Source organism: Campylobacter sp. P091, assembly GCF_002138935.1.
Taxonomy (GTDB): Bacteria; Campylobacterota; Campylobacteria; order Campylobacterales; family Campylobacteraceae; genus Campylobacter; species Campylobacter devanensis.
In genome coordinates, this window is record NZ_MJKZ01000002.1 from 250,746 (window position 1) to 275,403 (window position 24,658).

General features: G+C 33.0%; 27 protein-coding genes and 1 tRNA gene. 24 read left to right on the forward strand and 4 right to left on the reverse strand.

From position 1 onward, the window contains the following. The 24 genes from CIGNP91_RS03235 to CIGNP91_RS03350 all read left to right on the forward strand — a co-directional run bounded on the left by CIGNP91_RS03235 (position 1) and on the right by CIGNP91_RS03350 (position 21,140). Positions 1-1,179, forward strand: a complete 1,179-nt coding sequence (locus tag CIGNP91_RS03235) for a molybdopterin molybdotransferase MoeA (protein WP_086253364.1) — start codon at positions 1-3, stop codon at positions 1,177-1,179. A 46-nt stretch (positions 1,180-1,225) separates the two neighbouring features. Then, a tRNA-Gly gene (locus CIGNP91_RS03240) sits at positions 1,226-1,300 on the forward strand. A gap of 170 nt (positions 1,301-1,470) precedes the next feature. Further along, on the forward strand, positions 1,471-1,944 hold the full coding sequence (gene flgA, locus CIGNP91_RS03245) for a flagellar basal body P-ring formation chaperone FlgA (RefSeq protein ID WP_179187357.1): 474 nt from the start codon (positions 1,471-1,473) through the stop codon (positions 1,942-1,944). A gap of 8 nt (positions 1,945-1,952) precedes the next feature. After that, positions 1,953-2,432: a pantetheine-phosphate adenylyltransferase gene (gene coaD, locus CIGNP91_RS03250; RefSeq protein WP_086224338.1), complete on the forward strand. Its 480-nt coding sequence runs from the start codon at positions 1,953-1,955 to the stop codon at positions 2,430-2,432. Then, positions 2,422-3,000 carry a dTMP kinase gene (gene tmk / locus CIGNP91_RS03255; RefSeq protein ID WP_086253366.1) on the forward strand — a complete coding sequence of 193 codons (579 nt, stop codon included), beginning with the start codon at positions 2,422-2,424 and terminating at the stop codon, positions 2,998-3,000. The genes coaD and tmk overlap by 11 nt, the downstream gene beginning before the upstream one ends. Further along, positions 2,997-4,226: a histidine--tRNA ligase gene (gene hisS, locus CIGNP91_RS03260; protein ID WP_086253367.1), complete on the forward strand. Its 1,230-nt coding sequence runs from the start codon at positions 2,997-2,999 to the stop codon at positions 4,224-4,226. Before tmk ends, hisS begins: the two co-directional genes overlap by 4 nt. Further along, positions 4,223-6,064, forward strand: a complete 1,842-nt coding sequence (gene speA, locus CIGNP91_RS03265) for a biosynthetic arginine decarboxylase (protein WP_086229096.1) — start codon at positions 4,223-4,225, stop codon at positions 6,062-6,064. Before hisS ends, speA begins: the two co-directional genes overlap by 4 nt. A 2-nt stretch (positions 6,065-6,066) precedes the next feature. Next, positions 6,067-6,738: a serine O-acetyltransferase gene (gene cysE / locus CIGNP91_RS03270; RefSeq protein ID WP_086238833.1), complete on the forward strand. Its 672-nt coding sequence runs from the start codon at positions 6,067-6,069 to the stop codon at positions 6,736-6,738. A gap of 2 nt (positions 6,739-6,740) precedes the next feature. After that, positions 6,741-7,913, forward strand: a complete 1,173-nt coding sequence (locus CIGNP91_RS03275) for a pyridoxal phosphate-dependent aminotransferase (protein WP_086229097.1) — start codon at positions 6,741-6,743, stop codon at positions 7,911-7,913. A 91-nt stretch (positions 7,914-8,004) separates the two neighbouring features. Further along, on the forward strand, positions 8,005-8,460 hold the full coding sequence (gene smpB, locus CIGNP91_RS03280; protein WP_086227911.1) for an SsrA-binding protein SmpB: 456 nt from the start codon (positions 8,005-8,007) through the stop codon (positions 8,458-8,460). A gap of 10 nt (positions 8,461-8,470) precedes the next feature. Beyond that, entirely contained in the window at positions 8,471-9,082 is a 612-nt protein-coding gene (locus CIGNP91_RS03285) for a thioredoxin (protein WP_086253368.1), read from the forward strand. Continuing rightward, a complete protein-coding gene (locus tag CIGNP91_RS03290) occupies positions 9,072-9,374 on the forward strand; it encodes an ATP-dependent Clp protease adaptor ClpS (RefSeq protein WP_086253369.1) in 303 nt (100 codons plus the stop codon). Before CIGNP91_RS03285 ends, CIGNP91_RS03290 begins: the two co-directional genes overlap by 11 nt. After that, positions 9,371-11,458, forward strand: coding sequence for an AAA family ATPase (locus tag CIGNP91_RS03295; RefSeq protein ID WP_086253370.1), 2,088 nt, complete (start codon positions 9,371-9,373; stop codon positions 11,456-11,458). Before CIGNP91_RS03290 ends, CIGNP91_RS03295 begins: the two co-directional genes overlap by 4 nt. A 3-nt stretch (positions 11,459-11,461) precedes the next feature. After that, a complete protein-coding gene (gene aat / locus CIGNP91_RS03300; RefSeq protein ID WP_086253371.1) occupies positions 11,462-12,124 on the forward strand; it encodes a leucyl/phenylalanyl-tRNA--protein transferase in 663 nt (220 codons plus the stop codon). A gap of 41 nt (positions 12,125-12,165) precedes the next feature. Then, positions 12,166-12,606, forward strand: coding sequence for a flagellar basal body rod protein FlgB (flgB, locus tag CIGNP91_RS03305; RefSeq protein ID WP_086224315.1), 441 nt, complete (start codon positions 12,166-12,168; stop codon positions 12,604-12,606). Between the two features lie 10 nt (positions 12,607-12,616). Beyond that, the gene (gene flgC, locus CIGNP91_RS03310) at positions 12,617-13,111 is read left to right on the forward strand and encodes a flagellar basal body rod protein FlgC (RefSeq protein ID WP_086227907.1); all 495 of its coding nucleotides are present in this window, start codon (positions 12,617-12,619) and stop codon (positions 13,109-13,111) included. A 4-nt stretch (positions 13,112-13,115) separates the two neighbouring features. Continuing rightward, positions 13,116-13,406 carry a flagellar hook-basal body complex protein FliE gene (fliE, locus tag CIGNP91_RS03315; RefSeq protein ID WP_086224311.1) on the forward strand — a complete coding sequence of 97 codons (291 nt, stop codon included), beginning with the start codon at positions 13,116-13,118 and terminating at the stop codon, positions 13,404-13,406. Continuing rightward, a complete protein-coding gene (locus tag CIGNP91_RS03320) occupies positions 13,406-15,241 on the forward strand; it encodes a peptidoglycan D,D-transpeptidase FtsI family protein (protein WP_086253372.1) in 1,836 nt (611 codons plus the stop codon). Before fliE ends, CIGNP91_RS03320 begins: the two co-directional genes overlap by 1 nt. 67 nt (positions 15,242-15,308) lie before the next feature. Beyond that, positions 15,309-16,397, forward strand: a complete 1,089-nt coding sequence (mqnE, locus tag CIGNP91_RS03325) for an aminofutalosine synthase MqnE (RefSeq protein ID WP_180383209.1) — start codon at positions 15,309-15,311, stop codon at positions 16,395-16,397. An 8-nt stretch (positions 16,398-16,405) separates the two neighbouring features. Next, positions 16,406-17,728, forward strand: coding sequence for an NCS2 family permease (locus CIGNP91_RS03330; RefSeq protein WP_086253374.1), 1,323 nt, complete (start codon positions 16,406-16,408; stop codon positions 17,726-17,728). Positions 17,729-17,732: 4 nt separating this feature from the next. Continuing rightward, positions 17,733-18,176: a phosphoribosyltransferase gene (locus CIGNP91_RS03335; RefSeq protein ID WP_086253375.1), complete on the forward strand. Its 444-nt coding sequence runs from the start codon at positions 17,733-17,735 to the stop codon at positions 18,174-18,176. Beyond that, on the forward strand, positions 18,177-19,322 hold the full coding sequence (locus tag CIGNP91_RS03340; protein WP_236848364.1) for an MFS transporter: 1,146 nt from the start codon (positions 18,177-18,179) through the stop codon (positions 19,320-19,322). Then, a complete protein-coding gene (locus tag CIGNP91_RS03345) occupies positions 19,306-20,490 on the forward strand; it encodes a hypothetical protein (protein WP_180383205.1) in 1,185 nt (394 codons plus the stop codon). Before CIGNP91_RS03340 ends, CIGNP91_RS03345 begins: the two co-directional genes overlap by 17 nt. Continuing rightward, positions 20,478-21,140 (forward strand): pilus assembly FimT family protein, encoded by a 663-nt coding sequence (locus tag CIGNP91_RS03350; RefSeq protein ID WP_086224300.1) that lies wholly within the window; start codon positions 20,478-20,480, stop codon positions 21,138-21,140. The genes CIGNP91_RS03345 and CIGNP91_RS03350 overlap by 13 nt, the downstream gene beginning before the upstream one ends. A 7-nt stretch (positions 21,141-21,147) precedes the next feature. Here the strand turns inward: CIGNP91_RS03350 and CIGNP91_RS03355 are convergent, their stop codons facing one another. The 4 genes from CIGNP91_RS03355 to CIGNP91_RS03370 all read right to left on the reverse strand — a co-directional run bounded on the left by CIGNP91_RS03355 (position 21,148) and on the right by CIGNP91_RS03370 (position 24,657). Beyond that, positions 21,148-22,569, reverse strand: a complete 1,422-nt coding sequence (locus CIGNP91_RS03355; RefSeq protein ID WP_086253376.1) for a Mur ligase family protein — start codon at positions 22,567-22,569, stop codon at positions 21,148-21,150. Then, positions 22,569-23,300 (reverse strand): alpha/beta fold hydrolase, encoded by a 732-nt coding sequence (locus CIGNP91_RS03360; RefSeq protein ID WP_086224297.1) that lies wholly within the window; start codon positions 23,298-23,300, stop codon positions 22,569-22,571. Before CIGNP91_RS03360 ends, CIGNP91_RS03355 begins: the two co-directional genes overlap by 1 nt. A 1-nt stretch (position 23,301) precedes the next feature. Next, entirely contained in the window at positions 23,302-23,520 is a 219-nt protein-coding gene (locus CIGNP91_RS03365) for a prevent-host-death protein (protein WP_086224296.1), read from the reverse strand. Between the two features lie 99 nt (positions 23,521-23,619). Then, positions 23,620-24,657, reverse strand: coding sequence for a D-alanine--D-alanine ligase (locus tag CIGNP91_RS03370; protein WP_086229106.1), 1,038 nt, complete (start codon positions 24,655-24,657; stop codon positions 23,620-23,622). Position 24,658 lies beyond the last annotated feature (1 nt).

The window sequence follows — 24,658 nt, forward strand, 5'->3', positions numbered from 1 at the left end:
ATGAGAGTCGATGAAGTATTTGATTTAATTAGTAGTATTAATGCGCTAAATGGAAGCGAGATTGTGCCACTTTATATGGCAACTAATAGAGTTGTAGCTAGAGATATTATAGCTACTAGAACTCTTCCAGCATTTGACAACTCAGCACTTGATGGCTACGCCTTTGCCTATGCTGATATTAAAAATCCTCTAAAAATCAAAGGAACGATTCTAGCAGGCGATAAAAATATCTATCAAATCGGTTCAAATGAGTGCTATAAGATTATGACTGGAGCTATATTTCCTAATGGTGCTGATACTGTTGTAATGATAGAAAATGAAAAATTAGATAAAAATGGTAATTTAATAGTTCCACTAGATACTCCACCAAATAACGCTAGAAAAATCACTGGAGAAGAGATTAAATCTGGTGAGCTTTTACTAAGTAAAAACTCAACACTCACTCCAGCAAATATAATGCTTTTAGCTGCTCAAGGTATTAGCTATGTAAATGTTATTAAAAAGCCAAAAATTGCTATCTTTAGTAGCGGGAATGAGATTTATGAGCCGTGGGATAGCTGCGATACTCTTTCTGTATATAACGCAAATGGTTTTGGGATAATGGCTGCACTTAGCCAAAATGGCTTTGAAAGTGAATACAAAGGTGTTTTAAAAGATCAAATTTCAACTATTAAAGAGGCTCTTGAGAGTTGCGTTAACTATGATATTATTATCACAAGTGGCGGAGCAAGCAAGGGTGAAGCTGATTATATGAGTGAGGTTTTAGATTTACTTGGTTTTAAAATGCTTTTTAATTCAATTGATGCGCGCCCTGCAAAACCTACTAAATGTTATAAAAAAGGTGATAAGTTTATCTTTGTCCTGCCAGGTAATCCGATGTCATGCCTACTAGCTACATATATCACTGTTTTACCGCTAACTAAAAAACTAGCCGGATTTAGTGAATTTTTGCCTCAGATGCAAATTGCCAAATTTAAAGGTAATTTAAAATTTAAAGCCAGTAGAGCAAATATTGTAATAGGAACAGTAAAAAATGGCGAATTTAGGGCAACAAATGATAATATTTATAGCCCTTCAATGATAAAACCTATCTCTTTATCAAATTTTATATATATCTCTAGTATCGGTGAAAGCGGCATTGAGGATAATAAAGAGATAAAAATTTTTAAAATATCTTGACAAGTGAGTAAAAATATGGTATCATTCTACTTCAATTCAACAAAATGCGGGAATAGCTCAGGGGTAGAGCACAACCTTGCCAAGGTTGGGGTCGCGAGTTCGAATCTCGTTTCCCGCTCCATTTTTTTACTTCTTATTTTTTCTATTCCTCTTTTTAGTAGCTCTTTAATTGATGAACTTCATAAGGCTATTTATGATGAATTTCCATCAGCTAAGATAAATTCTATTAATATAGATAATCACAATGAACTACCAGTAAATTTTAATGAGTTAAAATTAAAAAATATTATCTTGCTTGGCTTACGTGATGATAGTGGAACATTTAGAGCAGTCTATACTACACCAAATTCTACCAGTAAAAGTATATTTTATAAATTCAAAATCGATTTTAAGCTCCCAGTATTAGTTGCTACCAAAGACATTGGGCGAGATCATATACTAAATTTAAGTGATTATAAACAAAAATTTGTAAGTCTAAAGGATTATGATAAGCAAGCTATCATAAATCCATCAAATCACCAACTTATAACTAAAAGCAAAATCAAGCGTGGCAAAATTCTAACTAATCGCCAATTTAAAACCCTAAGCGATGTCAAAAAAGGTGATAAGATCACTGCTATTATAGAAGATGGATCTTTAAAAGTAGAAATATTAGTAACCGCACTCAATGACGGCAATATCGGACAAATAATCAGTGTTAAAAACCAAAATAATCAAACCCTAAAAGCCCAAGTAGTAGGCAAAAACCAAGTCATCATAAAATAGAGGTAAAAATGAAATCATGCATATATCCAGGAACCTTTGATCCTATCACTAATGGTCATCTAGATGTTATTAGACGAGCTTGTAATGTCTTTGATAGAGTTATTGTAGCAGTAGCACTAAATGAGTCTAAAAAGCCGTATTTTAACTACGATCAACGAATCGAACTTGCCCGCTTAGCGACTAAGGAACTATCTAGTGTTGAGGTTACAGGATTTAATAATCTCTTAATCGATTTTGCTAAATCACAAAATATTAATACTGTTGTGCGAGGTCTAAGAGCTGTGAGTGATTTTGAATATGAATTACAAATTGGTTATGCAAATGCTTCGTTGTGGAGCGAATTTGAGACGATTTATTTTATGCCAAGTCTTAAAAATGCCTTTATTTCTAGTTCTATTGTCCGCTCAGTTTTACGCCACGATGGTGATATTAGTTCACTTGTCCCATCTAAAGTATATAAAAAAATAAAGGAAGAATATGCTAATTAATTTTGAAGGTGTCGATGGAGCTGGTAAATCTACTCAAATAAATCTGCTAAAAGAGATTTACAAAGATGCTATAATAACTAAAGAGCCAGGTGGCACAGAGCTTGGATTGATGATTAGAAATTATTTAATGAGTAGTGCAAGTAAAATATCACAAAGAGCAGAAATTTTTCTATTTTTAGCAGATCGTGCCGAGCATTATGAAAAAGTTTTAAAACCCAATTATGGAAATTTGATTTTAAGCGATAGAAGCTTTGTATCTGGTCTTGCATATGCTATGGCAAATGATGATAATCTAGATATAAAAACCTTAATTGAACTAAATAAATTTGCGCTTTGTTCAGATTTTGGAGATAAATTTGTATTTTTAAAAGCAAATGAGAATTTAATCCGTCAAAGGCTTTTTAGTAGAGGTCAAAATGATGATATTGAAAGTCGCGGAATTGAGTATTTAATGAGAGTTCAAGGATTTATGAGTATAATATTCGCCGATTTAAAATTTGAAGTCTTAGAGATCGATGCCTCACTAAGCCCAGAAATTATACATAATAAAATAAGGAAATTTATATGATTAATGCTCTTCGTGGTATGAAAGACCTACTTGAAAACGATGGAAAACTATATAAATTTATAATTGATACCTGTGAAGCTGTGGTTAAAAACTATGGCTATGAGTTTTGCGAAACACCAAAACTAGAAGAGACCGCACTATTTAAGCGAAGTGTTGGCCAAAGTAGCGATATAGTTGGTAAAGAGATGTATCAATTTATAGATAAAGGCGGCAATGATGTCTGTCTTCGCCCTGAAGGAACTGCTGGAGTCGTAAGAGCATTTATAGAGAATAAATTTGATAGAGCTGGTGGGGTTAAAAGATATTTTTATCACGGTAGTATGTTTAGATATGAGCGTCCTCAGCGTGGACGTCTAAGAGAATTTCATCAATTTGGCGTAGAGTGCTTTGGGGAATCAAGTGTATATGAGGATGCATCTGTAATTTTAATGTTAAATGAGATTTTAAATAGGCTTAAAATTAAAACCACACTAAAAATCAACTCGCTAGGCGATAGTCAATGTATGCCAGCATATAAAGAAAAATTAGTTAAATTTGTTGAAAATAATAAAGAAAATTTATGTGATGATTGCTTAAGAAGACTTGATACTAACCCTATTAGGATACTTGATTGCAAAAGCCAGAGTTGTCAAAATATCTTAAAAGATGCTCCGCTTATTACTCAAAATTTAAATCAAATTTGTAACGATGATTTTAATAAACTTCAAGAGATTTTAAGAGCAAATGGAGTTGAATTTCAAATCGATCCAAAACTCGTACGTGGACTTGATTACTACTGCAAAACTGCCTTTGAGTTTATCAGTGATGATATTGGCTCTCAAAGTGCCGTAGCAGGCGGCGGTAGATATGATAAACTCTGTGAATATCTAGATGGCAAACCTACTCCAGCAGTTGGCTGGGCTATGGGTATTGAGAGAATTATGGAGATTTTAAAGCAAAAAGAGTCGCAAAATATCCGTCAAGGTATCTATATCTGTACTTTAAATCCAAATTTAATTGATGAAATTTACAAAATCGCTCAAACTCTAAGAAAAAGATATATAACCGAAATTTCATATGAAGCCAAAAGCCCAAATAAACATCTAAATATAGCTGATAAAAAGGGATTTGAGATATTTTTATGTCTTGGCGATGATGAGTTTAGCCAAGGTCAAATTTGGTACAAAAATCTACAAACAAAAGATGAAAAACGAATATCTATAGCAAATTTGGAGGGTGAAATATGACACACGACTATGGACTAAGCCTGTGGGGAGATTCAAATTTTATCACTGATAGTGGCAAAGTCTGCTTAAATAGCGACTTAAAACCAGCACTTATTGATATCGTAAAAGATATTAGAAATGATGGTTATCGTGGACCACTTTTACTAAGATTTCCACACCTTATTAAAAAACAAATTGTACAGGTATACTCTAGCTTTGAAAGAGCTAAAAAAGAATTTGGCTATAGTGGCAACTTTAATGCTGTATATCCATTAAAGGTAAATCAATATCCAGGATTTGTAGAAAATCTAGTTAAAATTGGAGAAAGCTATGGATATGGATTAGAGGCTGGCTCAAAGGCTGAGTTGCTACTAGCTATGGCCTATAATAACTATGGAGCGCCAATTACCGTAAATGGATTTAAAGATAATGAGCTAATTGATATTGGTTTTATCGCTGCTGAGATGGGACATAATATCACTCTTACAATAGAGGGATTAAATGAGCTAAAATCGATAATCTCTACTGCCAAAGAGAGATTTAAACCAAAGCCAAATATCGGCCTTAGAATCAGACTTCATAGCAGTGGTACAGGCGTTTGGGCTAAAAGTGGCGGGATAAATTCCAAATTTGGCTTAACATCAACAGAGCTTATTGAAGCAGTAAATTTACTAAAAGAAAATAACCTAATTGAGCAATTTACTATGATTCATTTTCATATTGGAAGTCAAATAAATGAAATTCATCCGCTCAAAAAAGCTCTTATAGAAGCTGGAAATATATACGCAGAACTTCGTAAAATGGGAGCAAAATCTCTAAAAGCTATAAATTTAGGCGGCGGTTTGGCTATTGAATATTCACAATTTAAAGATAATCCAAGCAGAAATTACACACTTAAAGAGTATGCAAATGATGTTGTGTTTTTACTAAAAAGCATTGCTAATCAAAAAAATGAGATTGAACCTGATATATTTATAGAAAGTGGTAGATATATAGCTGCATCTCATGCTGTATTAGTAGCTCCTGTACTTGAGCTATTTAGTCAAGAATATACAGAAGAAAAACTAATATTAAAAGAGAACAATCCTCCACTAATTAGTGAATTATATGATCTATATAGAAGTATAAAGCCAAGCAATGCCATAGAGTATCTCCACGATGCAATCGATCATATGGAGAGTGTTCTTACTCTATTTGATTTAGGCTATGTAGATTTACAAGATAGATCAAATAGCGAAATTTTAGTTCATTTAATTATGAAAAAAGCAATCTCGCTTTTAGGAAATAAACAAAATTATGCAGAGCTTTTAAAAATTCAAGAAGAGGTGCAAGAGAGATATTTGGTTAATTTTTCAATGTTTCAAAGCTTGCCTGATTTTTGGGGACTTGGACAAAACTTCCCTGTAATGCCACTTGATAGATTAGATGAACGCCCTACCCTATCAGCATCTATTTGGGATATTACTTGTGATAGCGATGGCGAAATTAGCTTTGATGCGACCAAAAATCCGCTATTCTTGCATGATGTTGATTTAGAAAAAGAGGATTATTTTTTAGGATTTTTCCTTGTTGGGGCTTATCAAGAGGTTCTTGGAATGAAACACAATCTCTTTACCCACCCTACTGAAGCTACAATAATCATCAATGAAGAGGGCAATTATGAGATAAAAAATATTTTAGAATCTCAATCTGTTATGGATATATTAGAGGATTTAGACTATGATATACATGCTATTAGAGATACTTTAAATGAACGAATAGAAAATTCAACACTAGTAGATGAAAAACAAAAAAAGCACATTCTAGGCGAACTATATCTATTCTTAAACGATAATGGATATCTAAAAACCATAGGCTAATGATGGATATTTTTCAAATTATTAAAGAGGATTTATCTCAGCCTAAAGTACAAGATCCAGCATATCGTAGCTGCATAGATCTTATCTTTAATTATCCTGGAGTATGGGCAGTAGTCAATCATAGAATTATCCATATTTTATGGAATAAAAAGTGGCATAAATTAGCCAGAATACTTGCTGGAATTAGTAATTTTTTAACCAGAGTTGATCTACACCCAGCAGCAATTATTGGCAGAAGAGTATTTATTGATCATGCTACTGGAATAGTAATTGGTGAGACAACTATAGTTGGCGATGATTGCTTGATTTATCAAGGAGTTACCTTAGGTGGGGTAAGTCTAGATAAAGGCAAACGCCATCCTACATTAGAAAATGGCGTAGTTGTCGGTGCTGGAGCTAAAATTTTAGGCAATATCACCATAGGAACTGGCTCAAAAATTGGTGCAAATTCAGTTGTAGTAAAAGACGTACCACCACACTCTACGGCTGTAGGAATTCCGGCTAAATGCATTAGCAGTGATAATCGTCCATTTGAACACAATAAGTTACCAGATATCACAAAAGAATTGCTAATCTATCTAATAGATCGCATAGAAAATCTTGGATGCCAAGGAAGTGATAAAATAGTATTAGACAAAAAATATCAAGAGTATATTAAATCAATAAAGGAGTAAAAATGTTATTATCTAAAAGAATTTCAGTTCTAAGCGAGAGTCTTACAATCGCAATTAGCTCAAAAGCCAAAGAGATGAAAGCTGCTGGGCTTGATGTTATTAGCTTTAGTGCTGGAGAGCCTGATTTTGATACACCAGAAGTTATCAAAAATGCAGTAAAATTAGCTTTGGATAAAGGTTGTGGTAAATATACTGCAGTCCCTGGTACACCTGAGGTCTTAGAAGCTATTGCTACAAAGCTAAAAAGAGATAATAATCTAAACTACAAACCAAATCAAATTATTACAAATGTAGGTGCCAAACACTCTTTATTTAATCTATTTTCATGCATTATCAATCATGGAGATGAAGTTATAATTCCATCTCCATACTGGGTAAGCTATCCTGAAATAGTAAAATATTGTGGTGGTACTCCAGTTATAATTGAAACAAGTGAAGATAATAAATTTAAATTAACAGCTAGCCAAATCAAATCAGCAATCACTCCAAAAACAAGAGCAATAGTGCTAAATAGCCCAAGCAATCCATGCGGTGGCGTATATAGCAAAGCTGAACTTGAAGAGATTGGCAAAGTATTAGAAGGTAGCGATATCTTAGTAGTTAGCGATGAAATTTATGAAAAACTTACATATAGTGGTGAGTTTATAGCAGCTGCAGCAATTAGCGATGATATGTTTAAAAGAACAATTACAATAAATGGTTTAAGCAAATGTGGAGCAATGCCAGGGTGGAGATTTGGATATATGGCTAGTAATATTGATGAGTTAAATAAAGCTGTTAGAAAACTTCAAAGCCAAAGCACTAGCAATATCTCAAGCATAGTTCAAGCTGGAGCTATACCAGCGCTACTAGGAGAAGCTGATGCTGATATAGAGTATATGAAAAGTAAATTTATAGAGCGTAGAGATTATGCTGTAAAAGCTATAAATGATATAGAAAATTTAAGTGTAGTATGTCCAGATGGAGCATTTTATCTATTTATAAACTGTAAAAATGTAGAGCCTGACTCAATGAAATTTTGCCAAGAACTCCTAGAAAAAAGTCTAGTAGCTACAGTTCCTGGCGTGGGATTTGGTATGGATGGATATTTTAGAGTTAGCTTTGCATGTGATTTAGATAGTTTAAAGCGTGGTATTGAGCGTATAGCTGAGTTTGTCAAAAATTATAAAAAATAACAATAAGAGTGCTATAAAGGCACTCTTATTTATACTAAATTCATAATATTTAGCTATGATTCTAAGCTTACAAACTATAAAAAGTATCAAAATGGGAAAAGATCTAGCAAAAAATAAAAAAGCACTTCATGATTATACAATTATAGAAAGCTTTGAAGCCGGCATAGTCTTACAAGGTAGCGAAGTCAAGGCACTTCGTGCTGGTAGAGCAAATTTAAAAGATAGCTTTGTAAGAATCATCAAAGGTGAGCTATTTTTGCTAAACGCACACATAAGCCATCTACAAACTGCTCACTCACACTTTCGCCCTGATGAGAGATCGCCTAGAAAGCTCCTTATGCACCGCAAACAGATAGATAAACTCCTTGGCAAAGTTAGCACCGATGGGCTAACAATCGTAGTTTTAAGTCTATATCTAAATCACAAAAATATAGTCAAAGCAAATATCGCCCTAGCCAAAGGCAAAAATTTACACGATAAAAGAGAAGCTCTCAAAGAAAAACAAGCAAATTTAGAAGCTAGAGCCGCTCTAAAAAGATATTTATAAAGGATAAAATATGAAAAATATTAAATTTATAGCCCTATTTTTAATAGCACTTTTCGCACTTAATGGGTGTAATCAAGATAAGACAACTCAAACTCAAATAGAACAATCAAACTATTATAAAACAGGCGATGAGATAGAATTAACCAGTATAATCGGCACTAAAGCTACGATAATTCGCACTGAAAATGGCTTTAAACTAAAAGATAGCGATAAAATTCTAATGCTTGATATATTTGGAACTTACTGCGCCCCATGCCAAAAAGAGGCTCCACATTTGATGGATTTTCAGCTTAAAAACGCAGATAAATTTATGATAATTGGGTTAATTCACTTTGAAGATGTAAGTGATGAGTATGTTTTAGAAAATTTTAGTAAAAAATATAACGCCTATTACTTCATAGCAAATTCAAAAGAAAATAGCAAGATTATAGATCAAGCTCTAAATGACATAAACTACAATAGAGCGCTATCTATACCATTTAAAGTGGTCTTAAAAGATGGCATTTACCAAAGTTTAAGCGACAATATAAATGGCACAGCAGTTGGAAATAAATTCTATCTAGGTGAAGTTAGCACCAACACAATTAGCCAAGATATAGATAAGATCTTAAATGCAAACTAAAAGAAGCCTTAACACAAAAACCAAATTAAAAGAGTTTAAACCAACTCTTTTTAAGGTGATTTTATTAAATGATGATGTAACTACAATGGATTTTGTAGTGATGGTGCTTTGTGAAATTTTCAATAAAGAGCTAAAGCAAGCTATAGAATTGATGATGAAAATTCATAAAAATGGTAGCGCTGTTTGCGGAATTTACACAAAAGAGATCGCACAAACCAAGCAAAACCAAACCCTAAGCCTAGCTAAGGCAAATGGATTTCCATTAAAATGCGTTATAAAAGAGGATCAATGATAGAACAAAATCTAGCAATATCAATAAAACAAGCAAACGATCTAGCTTTAAGCGAATCGCATGAGTATATTAGTACCGAACATATTTTATATGCTCTAACATTTGATAAGGAATTTATAAAAATTCTAGAAAATATCGGTATTAATGATGTTATAGCTTTAAGAAATGATCTAATAAATATACTCAAAGAGTCTCCAAAATCTAGCGAAAAAAAGCCACCAATTCTTACTCATAAGCTTAGTGAATTATTCTCTAGCATTACTGCTGAGGAAAATTTTGGAATTGAAGATTTTTTGGATGAAATTTTGAGCGATAAAAACTCACAAGCCTATCAACTACTTGAATTTCACGGATTAAATTTAGATGATAATGAGCTACTATCTGTAGCTACAAATTTAAATGAATTAGTCAAAAATCATCAAATAGACCCTGTGATAAATAGAGATAAAGAGATTGACAAAGCTCTTCAAATTCTATGCCGACATAAGAAAAATAATCCGATTTTTGTAGGCGAAGCTGGAGTTGGTAAAACCGCAATAGTCCAAGGAATAGCCCAAAGAATAGTAGATGGAAAGGTTCCTGATAGATTAAAAGATAGCGTGATTTTTAGCTTAGATATCTTTGCTATTTTAGCTGGAGCGAAGTATAGGGGTGAGTTTGAAGAGAGATTAAAAGAGATTATAAATCGCTTAAAAGATAATAAAAATCATATAATTTTCATAGATGAAATTCACACTATCCTAAACACAGGGAGCAATGACAATGGCCAAGATGCGGCAAATATCTTAAAACCACACTTAGCAAATGGTGATATAAGGTGTATTGGCGCAACTACTTATAGCGAGTTTAGAAATTTCAATAAAGATAGAGCCTTGCTTCGTAGATTTAATAAAATAGATGTCGCCGAACCAAGCAAAGAAGAGACCTTAGAGATATTAAAAGGCTTAAGGCCAACTTATGAGAAATTTCATAATGTCAAATATAGCGATGAAATTTTAAGCCAAAGTATAGAGATGGCTAAGAGATATCTAACTGACAAATTTCTGCCTGATAGCGCTATAGATATCATTGATGAGGCTGGCGCATCGGCAAATATCGAGAATAAAAAAAGCGTAACAAAAGCCAAAATCAATGAAATTGTCTCTAAAATAGCCAATATCTCAAATATCCAAACAAGCTCTGATAACACTCAAATTTTAAAAAATCTATCCACTATATTAAACCAAAAAATATTTGGCCAAGACCTAGCTATAAAGAGCTTAAATGACGCTTTAATCACATCATACGCAGGATTAAATGAGCCAAATAGGCCAATTGGTGTATTTTTATTTACTGGAAGTAGCGGTGTGGGTAAAACTGAGTTAGCAAAAGAGCTAGCAAATGCTTTAAATATCCATTTTGAGAGATTTGATATGAGCGAATATATGGAGAAACACGCCGTAGCTAAGCTCATTGGCGCACCTCCTGGATATATAGGATTTGAAAATGGCGGAATGCTTACAAATATGGTTAAAAAGCACCCTTATAGCGTGATTTTGTTTGATGAGATTGAGAAGGCTCATCCAGAGCTATTAAATATATTTTTACAGATTTTTGATAGCGCAACTCTAAGTGATGCAAGTGGAAATAAGAGTGATTTTAAAAATACAATTATCATAATGAGCTCAAATTTGGGCACCAAAGAAGCACCGATTATGGGCTTTAATAAAGATGATAGCGATAAAACAGATAGAGCTGTGAAGGGATTTTTTGCTGCGGAGTTTAGAAATAGAATTGATAAGATTATAAATTTCAACACTCTAAGCCACGAAGTCTTAGAAAAAATAGTCCAAAAAGAGATAAAAGAGCTAGAGCTATCAGCCAAAAAAATCTCTATATCTATTAGCAAAAATGCGATTAATGAGATTATTAAACTTGGATATAGTAGCGAATTTGGCGCTAGAAATCTTAAACGAACTATTAAAGATAAAATCAATCTTAAGCTATCCAAAGAGCTGCTTTTTGGTGCTTTAAAAAATGGTGGTACTGCCAATATTGATTTTAATGGCAGTGAGTTTGAGTTTAAATTTATCCAAGCAAAATAGCTAATGAACTCTATTTTTCCAAATCCATTAACTGCTCCAAAAGACGCTCCACTAGCATATGGTGGTAACCTAAGTAGTGAAATTTTACTTGATGCGTATATGCATGGTATTTTTCCATGGCCGTGTGATGGGGTGATATTTTGGCATAGCCCCGACCCAAGGGCAATATTTTATCCACAAAATATTAAAATTCAAAAGAGTTTAAAACCATTTTTAAGGGATTATAGAGTTAAATTTGATTATAATTTTGCAAATTTTATAAATTTTTGCAAAACTCATAGAGAACAAAATGAGCCAACTTGGATAGATCAAAATGTTGTAGATAGCTATATTAAGATGCACGAATTAGGCTACGCTCACAGTGTGGAAGTCTATTATAATGATGAGCTTATTGGCGGACTTTATGGGCTGATTTTTGGTAAGATTTTTTGTGGTGAAAGTATGATTAGTAAAGGCAAAAATGCCTCCAAAGTAGCCCTAGTAACACTAGCTAAAACCTTGGCAAAATATGATTTTATCATAGATGCACAAGTAATGAATCCTCATCTTAAATTTATGGGAGCTCAGGATTTAGCTAGGGATGAATTTTTGACTCTGCTTAAGATAAAATCAAATCAATCAAGCGGATTTGAAAATTTTAAAGATTTAGAGTTAAATTTGGAATAAATATTGCTTATGTATTGCAATAAATTTAAAAAGGATATATGATGTACGCAGGTTTTAGTACTAGCAAATCAAAACAATTAGTAGATTCGGCTCTTGGTAGTAGGGTTGCTAGAAACCAATTAATAGCTAGCAATATTGCAAATATCGATACTCCTTTTTATAAAGCTAAAGATATCGATTTTGAAACCGCTTTAATAGAAAAAAAAAGAGAGGTATATAAACTAGGTGCTAGTGAGCCAAAATTAGAACTCGCTAGAACAAATGATAAACATTTTGCCGCAATCGATTTTCCATCAGTTAAGATTCCAACTATATATCTAAGAGATGGTCATATGGCTAGAAATGACGCTAATACTGTCGATCTAGATATCGAAACTAGCGAAATGAGTAAAAATGTTTTAATGATTCAAGCACTAGATTCAGCTAGCAAAAAACATGGCGATATCTTTAAAAGCGTAATAGACGCAAGTGGAAAAATATAAAGGATAAATAATGGCATACTTAAGTGATTTTGATATTAGTGGATATGGACTTAGTGCGCAACGCTTTAGAATGAATGTAATTAGCTCAAATATAGCTAATGCAAATACTACTAGAACTGCCGAAGGCGGCCCATACCGCCGTAAAGAGGTTGTATTTAAGGCAATTGAATTTGATAAAGAGCTAAATAAACAACTAAATGCTAAAAATGACTTTTTAGAAAATGAGAATCCTTTAGATGATCCAGATGCGCCAAGATTTCCAAAACCTGCGATCTCAACTGTGGTAGTCGATAAAATCGTACGTGATGATAAAGATTTTAAAATGAAATTTGATCCAACTCACCCAGATGCAAATGAAAAAGGTTATGTAATGCTACCAAACATAAATCCAGTCATTGAGATGGCGGATTTAATAGAAGCAACAAGAGCATACCAAGCAAATGTATCAGCATTTCAAAGTGCCAAAGCGATAGCGACAAGTGCTATTGATATGATGAAAGGATAATTGAATGAACATTAATAATATATCAAATTTAAATCCATTAGAGCAAAAAAGTAGTAAAAATGATAATTTACTAGACCAAAGTTTCTCTGATATTTTAACCAAAACTCTAGGCGAACTAAATGACGTCCAACAAAAAGCTGATAAAGCAGTAGCTGATCTAGCAACTGGAGAAGTAAAAGATCTACACCAAGCAGCGATTGCAATCGGCAAAGCAGAAACTAGCATGAAACTAATGCTAGAAGTAAGAAATAAAGCTATAAGCGCTTATAAAGAGATAGCAAGAACACAGCTATAATGAGCCAAAATAGTAGCCAAAGCAAAGTATATGTAGTATTTTTGCTAATTGTTCTTGGTATCTTTATATTCTTAACAGTTATATTTTACCGATCTAGTATCGAGCGTCGCCTTCCAAAACTCCAAAGTAGCGACTATACCAGTGCTATGCGTGGCTCTATATTAAGCCAAGATGGTTTTAGCCTAGCAAGCAGTCAAAAACTCTTTAAAGCGATGGTAGATACTAGAAATATTGATCCAAATAAAAAAGAGTTATTTATCAAACTATACACTTTATATAGTGGTGATGACCCTAAAAAAATTAGAAAAATCCTAGCAAAAAAAGGCTTAGTAACTCTATCATATGAGATTGATGCCAAGGGTGCTGCATATCTAAAAGAGTTAGCTAGAAAGCTATATAGAAATAAAGTATTTATCGCATATCAAGATCCAAAAACCGGTATAGTCTCTACTCAAGGAATGAGCATTATAGAAAGCGGTGAAAGACGAATATATATGGCAAGTGACGCTTTAACGCCAGCTATTGGCTACATTAAAAAGATTGAAATAGATGGTATTACAAAAGTTGAAGGAGTAAAGGGAATTGAAAAAGTATATGATAACTTGTTATCCTCTACTCAAGATGAGCTAACAAAAGGACCAAGAGATCTAGCAAATACAATAATTTTAAGTAAAGACGCTGAGCTATCTCGCCGTATTGATGGCTATAATGTCGTGCTAAATATTCCATTAAAACTACAAAAAATATTAGAAAAAATGGCTGTAGCAAAGATGAATGAACTAATTGCTAAAGAAGTTATAATAGGCGTTATGGAGGCTAAAAGTGGAGCTATAATTTCATTAGTTTCTACCTCTAGATACAATCCATCAAGTATCACTAAAAAAGATTACCAATCACTAAATTCAACAGCAAGCGAATACGCTTATGAGATGGGTTCAGTTATGAAACCATTTATCTTTGCCCTACTTTTAAAAGCTGGCAAAATCGATCCGCTTGAGATAATAAATGTCTATGGTGGTAAATATAAACTAGGTAAACGAACAATCACTGACAGTCATAAAAATGATACCCTAAGCGCCCAAGATGTAATCGTAGAATCTTCCAATGTTGGTATGATTCAAATTGTAGATAGATTAAGCGAATTTGAACTTTATAATGGTCTTTTAGAATTTGGATTTTCTCAAAAGAGCGGAATAGATCTAAGCTATGAACAAGTTGGCAATATACCATCAATCTCTAAACTAAAAAATAAGGTATATAAATCCACGCTAAGCTATGGTTATGGCGTCCAAGCTACATTTATACAGCTTCTAAGCGCCTATAATGCAATCACAAATGATGGTGTTATGGTTACACCACGCATAGCTAGTCATCTAGAAAAAGATTCTAAAACCTATAAATACAAAGAACAAGAGTTTACCCAAATTCTCTCAAAAGCTCAAGCTCAAAAGATGAAAGATATCCTAATCAAAGTTGTAGAAAGTCCTAATGGAACCGCTAAAAGAACACAAATCCCAGGCCTAATAATTGGCGGCAAAACTGGTACTGCACATATCGCTACAAGTGGCGGTTATAGCGATAAGCGCTATAATGCAAATTTCTTTGGCTTTGTCCGTGATGCTAAAGGCAAGGAATATACAATTGGCGTTTTAGTACGTGAACCAATGAAGCCATATCCATACTACTATGCTTCATGGAGCGCATTGCCAATATTTCGCTCAACTATCGAGCTAATGGTAGAAAATGGCTACCTAACTCCAGCTAAACTAGACTCAAAAGCCATTAAAGCCATTAATGCTAAAGAGGGTAAGAATATAAATGTAATATTAGACTAAATTTAACGCAAATAAAATCTTTTTAAGTCTCTTTTGCATATAATTTAAGTTTTATTTTTTAGGTAGGATTATGAATTTAATAGACAAGTTAGAAAACAATCAAAGATTGGAATTTGATGATGGTATCAAGCTTTATGATTTAGATCTATTTACTCTAGGCAAATATGCCAATAAAATCAGAGAAGCTAAAAATGGTAAAAAGGTATATTTTAATATAAATCGCCATATAAATCCGACTAATTTATGTGCTGATGTGTGTAAATTTTGCGCCTTTTCATCTCATAGACAAAGCGCTGATAAGAGTTATACAATGAGCTATGAGCAAATTATTGAAACAGTAGATAAAAGCGTATTAAACGGAGCCAAAGAGATACATATAGTCTCTGCTCACAATCCAAATGTATCATGGCAATGGTATCTAGAGATATTTAAAATGATAAAAAATAAATATCCAAATTTACACATAAAAGCACTTACTGCAGCAGAGGTTGATTACTTGCATAGAAAACATAATTTAAGCTATGAAGAAGTGATAGAAAAGATGATTGAGTATGGTGTAGATAGTATGCCTGGCGGAGGAGCTGAAATATTTGATGAGGGCATTAGAGCTGAGATCTGCAAAGGCAAAGTAAGTAGTAATAACTGGCTTAAAATTCACTCTTTATGGCATCAAAAAGGTCGCCAAAGCAACGCTACAATGCTATTTGGTCATATAGAAAACAAAGAGCATAGAATCGATCATATCCTTAGAATTCGCTCGCTACAAGATCGCTCCCTAGCTCTAAATAACGGCGGTGGATTTAATGCTTTTATCCCATTAGTCTATCAAAGAGATAATAACTATCTTAAAAATATCCCATTTTTAGGCTCAGTTGAGATATTAAAAACTATGGCTATTAGTAGAATTTTGCTTGATAATATCAATCATATCAAGGCATACTGGGCTACTTCTACTTTAAATTTAGCTCTTGTAGCACAAGAATTTGGTGCTGATGATCTAGATGGAACGATAGAAAAAGAGAGTATTCAAAGCAGTGCTGGAGCAGCAAGTAAAAATGGTAAAAGTCAAAAAGAATTTATAGAGCTAATTCAAACAAGTGGATTTATACCAGTTCAAAGAGATAGCCTATATAATGAACTTATAATATACAATTAGAAAGAAATATGGATATATTTAAGCTCAAACAAAACAATACAACTGTAAAAACCGAGCTAAATGCAGCTCTTACTACATTTTTGGCTATACTTTACATAGTTCCAATTAATGCGCTTATCTTAAGCGATGCTGGTATGCCAAAGGAAGCTTTATTGGTAGCGACAGCCCTTATCACGATTCTAGCAACTATTTTTAATGGCTTATGGGCTAACACACCAGTAGCACTAAGCACGGGAATGGGATTAAATGTTTACTTTACATATAGCATGGTAATTGGTATGCAAATTCCATGGCGAACTGCACTTGGGGCTATATTTATCAGCTCGGCGATATTTACCATTTTGAGTTTTACAAACTTTCGCCTTTGGATTATCAAAAATATCCCACTAGATCTTAGGTGTGCTATAAGTGCTGGTATTGGTGCATTTATATGTTTTATTGGTCTATCTAAAATGGGTTTAATAGTTGCTAGTCCAGATACTAAAGTTGCTATTGGCAATATTAGCGATCCTAAAGTTTTAGTTGGTGTTATAGGGATTATATTTATGATACTATTTTGGACTTTAAAACTGCGTGGAGGATTTGTTTTGGCAATTGCTGTAACATCAATTGGAGCGTGGATATTTGGAATTTATGAAACACCAAAAGAGATAATCTCGATACCTGTTAGCATCGCTCCAATTTTTGGGGAGTTAGATATTCTCTCAGCTCTTAAAATTTCTTTACTTCCAGCAGTTTTAACACTATTTGTTACTCACCTATTTGATAGTATTGGCACCCTTACTGGAGTTGGAAATAGAGCCAATCTATTTACACACGCTGATGGCGAAAAAAAATTAGCCAAAAATTTAGAAAGCGACGCAATAGCTGGCATGGGTGGAGCCATTATAGGTACAAGTACAATTATAACATGTGTAGAGAGTGCAAGCGGTGTAGAAGCTGGTGGCAGAACAGGACTTACGGCTGTATTTATAGGAGTGTTTTTTATATTTACCCTATTTTTCTTACCACTATTTGGCTCTATTCCAGCTAATGCTATCTATCCAGTACTTGTAATGGTAGGTATTTTAATGTTTAGTGAACTTGGCAAAATCAACTACAAAGATCCAGCTATTTGCGTTTCAACATTTTTAACTGTGATATTAATGCCACTTACATACTCTATTACAATAGGATTGAGCGTAGGATTTATATCATATTTTATTATTAAATTAGCACTAAGAAAATGGGAAGATCTAAATTTAGGCGTAAGTACACTAGCTATTATTAGCCTATTTGCCTTTATTGCTAGTTCAGCACCTAATCTATTTAAATCAATAATTGGAGGCTAAAAATATGACATATTATGATTTTAGCTCATTTGAACATGATGCCAAAATTTTAGCTAAAAGAGCTAGAGATGAATTTAATCCAGAGGTTATTTTAGGTATTGCTAGAGGTGGATTAACTCTAGCTCACTTTTTAGCAAATGCGCTTAATATTAGAGATTGTTTTAGTCTAAACTCTATACATTATGAAAATACTACAAAGCTAGATACTGTCAAAATCTACAATATCCCAGATCTAAGCAAATTCAAAAGAGTATTAATTACAGATGATATTATCGATAGTGGCAAATCTATGGTAGCTATCAAAAAAGAGATCAGTAGATTATATCCAAATTTAGAAATTGCTGTAGCTACTATATTTTATAAGCCAAAAGCTTTGATGTTACCTGATTTTACTATCAAAGAAGCTGATGATTGGATTGAGTTTTTTTGGGATTTAAGTTTAGAATAGATGATTATGCGAGCTGAGATTTTAATATATTATTTTTGCACAGGACTTACACTATGTATTCTTTATGCAACCCAGCCAATTGGTCCTATATTTGAAAGTGAACTTGGTATATCTAAAACTCAAGCTGCTCTATTTACTACTGCGATAATGACTCCACTAGCATTTGCTGGAATATTTTATGGCTATCTACTTGAAAAAATTGCTATTAAAAATATCTTAGTCGTAGCGTTTTTACTTCTTGGTATTAGCGAGATTATTTTTAGCTTTGCTAATTCATACTTTTTATTATTAAATATTAGAGGATTTCAAGGGTTGCTAATCCCTGCTGTGCTAACTGGAATAATGAGCTATATAAGCCAAATTTCATCAAAAGATAATGTAGCAAGTGCTATTGGTATATATATTGGAGTTACTATTATTGGTGGATTTATGGGGCGAGCATTAAGTGGATTTTTTACAGATATATTTGGCTGGAGACCATTTTTCTTTATTATTGGCTGCGTTGCTATTTTTGCTTCAATTTTACTACTTAAATTTAGCAAAAATATCAAAGCTAGCTACCTAAAACCACACTTAATAGATGTAATCCATACTCTAAAGCTTCGTCATAATCTTTATATATTTTTAATGATTTTTGGGATATTTTTTACATTTCAAGCGATGCTTAACTTTATCCCATTTGAACTAGCTAGAATTGATGAAAACTATAATTCATCAAAGGCTGGAATGCTATATATTGGCTATTTAATTGGTGTTTTAATTGCGTTTAATACTAAAAAAATTACAGCTCTATTTCGCAGTCCAATAACTGCTATAATAGCTGGAATCATAACCCTTATCATTGCTATTCAAATTTTTAGGATTGAGAGTTTTGGACTTATTTTTGTAGCAATGGTAGTCTTTTGCCTTGGAAATTTTATAGCCCACTCTATTGCTAGTGGATTTATAAATAAGATGGCTACAACACATAAAGGAATCTCAAATGGTCTTTATGTAAGCTTTTACTATTTTGGCGGAGCGCTTGGTAGCTTTATCCCTGGACTTATTTATATGCCTTTTGGCTGGAATGCCTTTTTATGGCTTCTTAGCGTTATTAGCTTTATTTCATTAATTTTTATTTTGGTGATTCGTGATATCAAGGCTTAATATATTTTGGCTTTTTATAGCCCTAGCTTTAAACTCAGCTCTTTTAATCTTTAGCATGAGCGGATTAAGCATTAGCTATTATGAAGCACAAATTTATTATAGCAACTCAAATTTAGGTTTTATATTACGCTATATTAGCTCTATTTTTGGCGATAATGAGATAGTAATCCGTGGTCTATTTTTAACACTTCATATTGCAAACTCACTACTAATCTACATCATTTCTCTAAGAATCCTAAAACGCCAAAGCGACTGCGTGATAGCTGCAATTTTATATATGTTTTTACCTGGCGTACTAGTTAGTGCATTAATAATCAATCAAGCTAGTATTGCGATATTTATTACGCTTATTGTAGTATTTTTACAGCAACGACAAATGTATATCTTAATGAGCTTAATACTGGCTTTGAGTCTATTTTTTAGCAAACCATTCATCGCACTTTATCTGGCTATTATGCTATTTGGACTTTTTAGCAGAGATAAAAAATTTGCCATAATTGGCGCATTTTTTTGCATAGTGTGGTACTATTTAAATGGTTTAGAATCTAGCGGAAAACCACGTGGATATTTCCTAGACTCAATAGCGGTATTTGCTGCGGTATTTTCACCATTGCTTTTTATATACTTTATATATACGATTTATAGGATTTGTATTAAAGAAATTAAGAGTTTTTTATGGTTTATTAGCCTAACTGCCCTTGGTGTATGCTTGCTTCTTTCTATGCGTCAACGTGTAGAATTAGAATTATTTTTACCATTTTGTGTGATTTTAGTACCAGCAATGGTAAGAACATTTTTTAGTTCATATAGATCACGCTTACCACGTTTTAGAGTACTTTATAAGTTGATTTGTATTATTGTTTTAGTTACATTAGCACTAAATAGTTTAGCTATTATTTTTCATCAATATTTATATATTTTTCTAGATAATCCTAAAAATCACTTTGCCTATAAATATGACATTGCAAAAGAGCTAGCAAAGGCTCTAAAAGATCGCCAAATTACTGCTATTTCAACCAACCCAAATCTAGCTCTAAGGCTAAAATTTTATGGAATTCCAATGGGCGGTAACTATTATTTAGATACTACTTATAAAAAATCATGCGAACAAATAAAAATATATAAATTTAATAAATCCATAGCTAAATTTTATCTATGCAAAAAATAAAAGCTTTTAGCCTATTTGAATTGGTAATTGTAATGGTTGTGATTGGTGTTTTACTCTCAATCACAACCATAAATTTCAAAAATGATGACCTAGCACGAGCAGCAAATCAAGTTGCTAGCCATATAAGATATACGCAGTTTTTAGCACTCACAGATGATAAATTTAACCCAGAAGATAAAAACTGGACTAAATCTAGATGGCAAATTTACTTCACTAAAACAGTTGCTGGTAAAAAAGTATTATATTATTCAATCTTTAGCGATAGTGGAGGATATAGCGGAAGTCCAGATGGAAAGGAAATTGCTAAAAATCCGCTAAATCCAGCTAAGGTTTTATCAGTCTCACACGCTGGAATCTCTACCATTAATCCAACTGATGAGCTAGATTTGATGGAAAAATTTAACCTAAATGATGTAGAGCTTTTAGGTGGTTGTTCTCAAAGTGGCTCAACTAGAATTAGCTTTGATAATCTTGGACGACCATTTAAAGGTAATCCAAAAAGTGCTAATAACTCCACGCATAATCTAATTACCTCTACATGCCAAATTCGCCTCACTCACCAAAATGGCAACTGCATATATATAAATCTTGAGCCAATCACTGGATTAATTAGCATTGATAAGCCACAAATCCAGTGTAAAAGCAATTAAAATAAATTTATATAAAACTTGGTGCATCATTACTAAATAAAATCAAATCTCCACTTATTGTATGTTGCGCTAAAAATTCACTCATCTTAGATTTGTCAAATAGACGCACCACTTCAGGCCTAGTTAAATCTAAAACCAGCTCAGACTCATTTAACGCACTTGTTATTACTACAATATCAAAGACTTCGTTTATTACCTTTGAAAGCTTGCGATTTACTCCGCTTCCACCCTCAACAATTCCTGGTGTTAACAAGATTTTACGCCCCTTAAATTCACTCACCAATCTATAGCTTGCTATCATTCCTTGCAAATTTCCATTAAAACTATCATCGATTATAATCTTGCCACCAGCATCAATTCTTTGAAGCCTATGTTCTACACTCTTTATGTTATCTAAGCTTAAATTTTTAACCCCAACAGAACTAGCGGCCAATAATGCAGCTCCAAGGTTATAACTATTAAATTCGCCAAGTACTTTAGCGCTAAAATGGCTCTTTTGATTATTTAATTTCATATCAAACTCAACCCCATCAAGACTACTTTTGACTCCGCTAATTAGTTCATCGTAAATTACTGCTTTGCCTTGTAAATTTGTAGAACTATGAGCTATACAAGTAGCTAGACGGTTTGAATTTAATGCTTCAAGCTTAGCAGTTCTTACTTCATCAAGCGAGCCAAAATACTCTAAATGTGCCCCACCAATCTGCCCAATCACCACAATATGAGGATTTATAAATTTAACAATCTCATCAATATCACCGCGCAACCTAGCCCCAGCCTCAACAATATAAATCTGGCAATCACTTGGTAAATTTTCATTAATATCACGAATAATTCCAAGCAATGTATTTACACTCCGTGGAGTTTTATGAGTTTTTAACTCCTTGCTAGCTATATCATAGATAAAATTTTTAATACTTGTTTTACCAAAACTTGCCGTTACTAAAATAATTTTTAAATCACTCATTGAATTTAGCTTTGTCTTAGCGATTTTTTTGTATCTAATAGCTATAATTTTTTCACTCAAACCGCTTAAAATCAATGAAAAAATAATACTAAAAATTGTATGATAAATAGCATTTTGGCTATATGGGCAAAGAGTAAATAATACAAAACCAGCAATCAAAAAAGCAAAATACCGCTTCACTCTAGCAGTCATTACAACCCTCTTATCCAATCGATACGCCCACAAAGCTAAAAGAGATATATAAATTACTGCTAAGCAAATTTGATAGACATAATGCCAGCAAAACGCCATTATAAATAGCGGTAAAACGATAAAATATATATGCCACATCGGTTTAGTATAGTGAAAAATCACTCGCTTAATTTTATAACTAAACCACTGCAAAGCGCTAATTAAATAGTATCCAAGTGCCATAGTAAAACCAAATTTAGCAATAGTTGAGATTACTAATTCTATAATCATTATCGATCCTTTTTAGTAGTTTCAGTTATGATTTTAGCAATGTATTTACTATGCTGCAAGAAAAAGAAATGATCACCATCAAGCGAATAAAATTGACTATTTTTTATTAATTTAGCTATATTCTCTCCGCTACTAAGCGGCGTAGCATCATCGCTAATCCCCCAAAAAATAAGTGCGTTACTGTTTAGACTAGCAAAAATATCGCTAAAATCTTCATCTACGACATTTTTAAGCGTCTCGTACATTATTTTACTCATTCCACTTATATCCTTTGTAGCAAAAATTCGCCAAAATCTTCCCAATCCAATACTCTTTAAAATCTTAAAAATAGCAATTTTTGCTCTCACGCTAAAGCGTTTTTGTTTAATTATTCCAGCACTACTAAGCAAAATCAAATATCTTGGATTTAACAGCGCTGCTATCTTTCCACCAAAGCTATGACCCATAACTATCTCAAACTCAATTCCTAAACTACGAATAAATTTGCTCACGATATTAGCATAATCATTAGTACAAAGTGGTGCTTCTAAAGTACTACTAAGCCCAAATCCAGGTAGATCTAAATATACACAGTTAAATTGATTCAAATATTTACTAAATGCTCTTTTCATCAGCTCTTTATTTGCTCCCCAGCCGTGCAAAATCAGTATATTTTTAACTCCATTTTGCCCTATTATTTCATAGCTTAGAGAATATTTTAATCCATTATATTCTATCTCTTTTATCGCCATTTTAGCTCTCTTTTTTTCTATTATAAATTGCTTCTAGCAGCGTTACGGCCTCGCTTAGACGCTCATACTCTTCCATATTTATCATCACCGCTTCAAAGCGGTTATTTTTGACGATGAAGGCACGCTTTTTTTTAGCCTGTGAGATATCGTTTAAAATCGAGCTAAAATTTCGCACCATCTGTGTGGCGGTATAAATTTCATCTTTGCTAAACTTTGCCATCGATGCCCCTTTATGTAGAATTATACATAAAATTATACATAAATTTAACTTTAGTAGTGATGAATTAAGCAGTTAGAGCCTTAAATCAAGGCTCTAAAATTAGGCTAATTTGCCCTTATTACTAGTAATCGAGTGAATATATTTATAATCAATTGGGATTTTTTTCTCTACTTTTATATTGCTTGCAAGTCTAGCTAAAGATGCACTAAAGTCGCTAAATAAATAGTTAGCCAAACTACCCGGATTTGGGTTAATCTCATTTAAATAAACCTCATCGCCAATAACAAAAAAATCACATCTAATAAGCGCTCCATCAAATCCACCGCCAACATAAATCTTGCTAAAGGCTTCTTTAATCTTATCTTTTAGCTCTTTACTAATATCAGCCTCATTTGAGCTTGAGCTTGCAAAGCTCATATATTTTTGCTCAAAATCTAGCATTTTGCCTTTTTTAGGCTCTTCGATAATAGATAGCTCGAGATTTTGCCCTACTCTAAATCCGGCTAAATTAAACTCCCTAACTCCATCTATAAACGGCTCAACTAAAATCTCACCATCAAATTCAAATCCAACATCTAATGCATAATCAAGCTCTTTTTCATTGCTTACAACACTTACACCTATACTACTGCCAAGATGGGAAGGTTTTAGAATGTATGGTAATGGTAAATTTGGCTTTTGTTCCCTATTAATCACCTCATATTCTAGCGTTTTAACTCCGCATTTTAGTGCTAATAACTTAGTCAAAACCTTTGAGTAGCTCATTACGCTTGCCTCAAGTCGTGGGCCAATAAATTTAAGTGAATAAAACTCAAACATTCCAGCTATTTTACCATCTTCGCCATCACAACCATGAATTAAATTTATATAACAATCTACGCTAATTTCTTTAACTCCAAATATTCCATGAGTTACAAATCCACCATGCCTTAGATAGAGTTTTTTACATTTTTTATATTTTTGAGAGCTAAAAAAATTTGCTCTCATATCGCTTGGATTGATTAGATAAAACTCTCTATTAGCATCAACAAATATAAATTGTAAATCTGCTTTTAGCGCTTTTTTGATTGCTACAGCAGAAACAATGCTAATCTCATGCTCCCAGCTTGCCCCACCAAAAACTATACCATAATTCATC

Coding starts and splice junctions, on each gene's coding strand:
- smpB (WP_086227911.1), top strand. CDS start 8,005: ATGGGAAAAGATCTAGCAAAAAATAAAAAAGCACTTCATGATTATACA.
- CIGNP91_RS03365 (WP_086224296.1), bottom strand. CDS start 23,520: ATGGCAAAGTTTAGCAAAGATGAAATTTATACCGCCACACAGATGGTG.
- CIGNP91_RS03320 (WP_086253372.1), top strand. CDS start 13,406: ATGAGCCAAAATAGTAGCCAAAGCAAAGTATATGTAGTATTTTTGCTA.
- hisS (WP_086253367.1), top strand. CDS start 2,997: ATGATTAATGCTCTTCGTGGTATGAAAGACCTACTTGAAAACGATGGA.
- CIGNP91_RS03355 (WP_086253376.1), bottom strand. CDS start 22,569: ATGATTATAGAATTAGTAATCTCAACTATTGCTAAATTTGGTTTTACT.
- CIGNP91_RS03290 (WP_086253369.1), top strand. CDS start 9,072: ATGCAAACTAAAAGAAGCCTTAACACAAAAACCAAATTAAAAGAGTTT.
- CIGNP91_RS03370 (WP_086229106.1), bottom strand. CDS start 24,657: ATGAATTATGGTATAGTTTTTGGTGGGGCAAGCTGGGAGCATGAGATT.
- fliE (WP_086224311.1), top strand. CDS start 13,116: ATGAACATTAATAATATATCAAATTTAAATCCATTAGAGCAAAAAAGT.
- CIGNP91_RS03275 (WP_086229097.1), top strand. CDS start 6,741: ATGTTATTATCTAAAAGAATTTCAGTTCTAAGCGAGAGTCTTACAATC.
- speA (WP_086229096.1), top strand. CDS start 4,223: ATGACACACGACTATGGACTAAGCCTGTGGGGAGATTCAAATTTTATC.
- CIGNP91_RS03335 (WP_086253375.1), top strand. CDS start 17,733: ATGACATATTATGATTTTAGCTCATTTGAACATGATGCCAAAATTTTA.
- flgC (WP_086227907.1), top strand. CDS start 12,617: ATGGCATACTTAAGTGATTTTGATATTAGTGGATATGGACTTAGTGCG.
- CIGNP91_RS03285 (WP_086253368.1), top strand. CDS start 8,471: ATGAAAAATATTAAATTTATAGCCCTATTTTTAATAGCACTTTTCGCA.
- coaD (WP_086224338.1), top strand. CDS start 1,953: ATGAAATCATGCATATATCCAGGAACCTTTGATCCTATCACTAATGGT.
- CIGNP91_RS03235 (WP_086253364.1), top strand. CDS start 1: ATGAGAGTCGATGAAGTATTTGATTTAATTAGTAGTATTAATGCGCTA.
- aat (WP_086253371.1), top strand. CDS start 11,462: ATGAACTCTATTTTTCCAAATCCATTAACTGCTCCAAAAGACGCTCCA.
- CIGNP91_RS03360 (WP_086224297.1), bottom strand. CDS start 23,300: ATGGCGATAAAAGAGATAGAATATAATGGATTAAAATATTCTCTAAGC.
- CIGNP91_RS03295 (WP_086253370.1), top strand. CDS start 9,371: ATGATAGAACAAAATCTAGCAATATCAATAAAACAAGCAAACGATCTA.
- CIGNP91_RS03340 (WP_236848364.1), top strand. CDS start 18,177: ATGATTATGCGAGCTGAGATTTTAATATATTATTTTTGCACAGGACTT.
- cysE (WP_086238833.1), top strand. CDS start 6,067: ATGGATATTTTTCAAATTATTAAAGAGGATTTATCTCAGCCTAAAGTA.
- tmk (WP_086253366.1), top strand. CDS start 2,422: ATGCTAATTAATTTTGAAGGTGTCGATGGAGCTGGTAAATCTACTCAA.
- flgB (WP_086224315.1), top strand. CDS start 12,166: ATGTACGCAGGTTTTAGTACTAGCAAATCAAAACAATTAGTAGATTCG.
- CIGNP91_RS03350 (WP_086224300.1), top strand. CDS start 20,478: ATGCAAAAAATAAAAGCTTTTAGCCTATTTGAATTGGTAATTGTAATG.
- CIGNP91_RS03330 (WP_086253374.1), top strand. CDS start 16,406: ATGGATATATTTAAGCTCAAACAAAACAATACAACTGTAAAAACCGAG.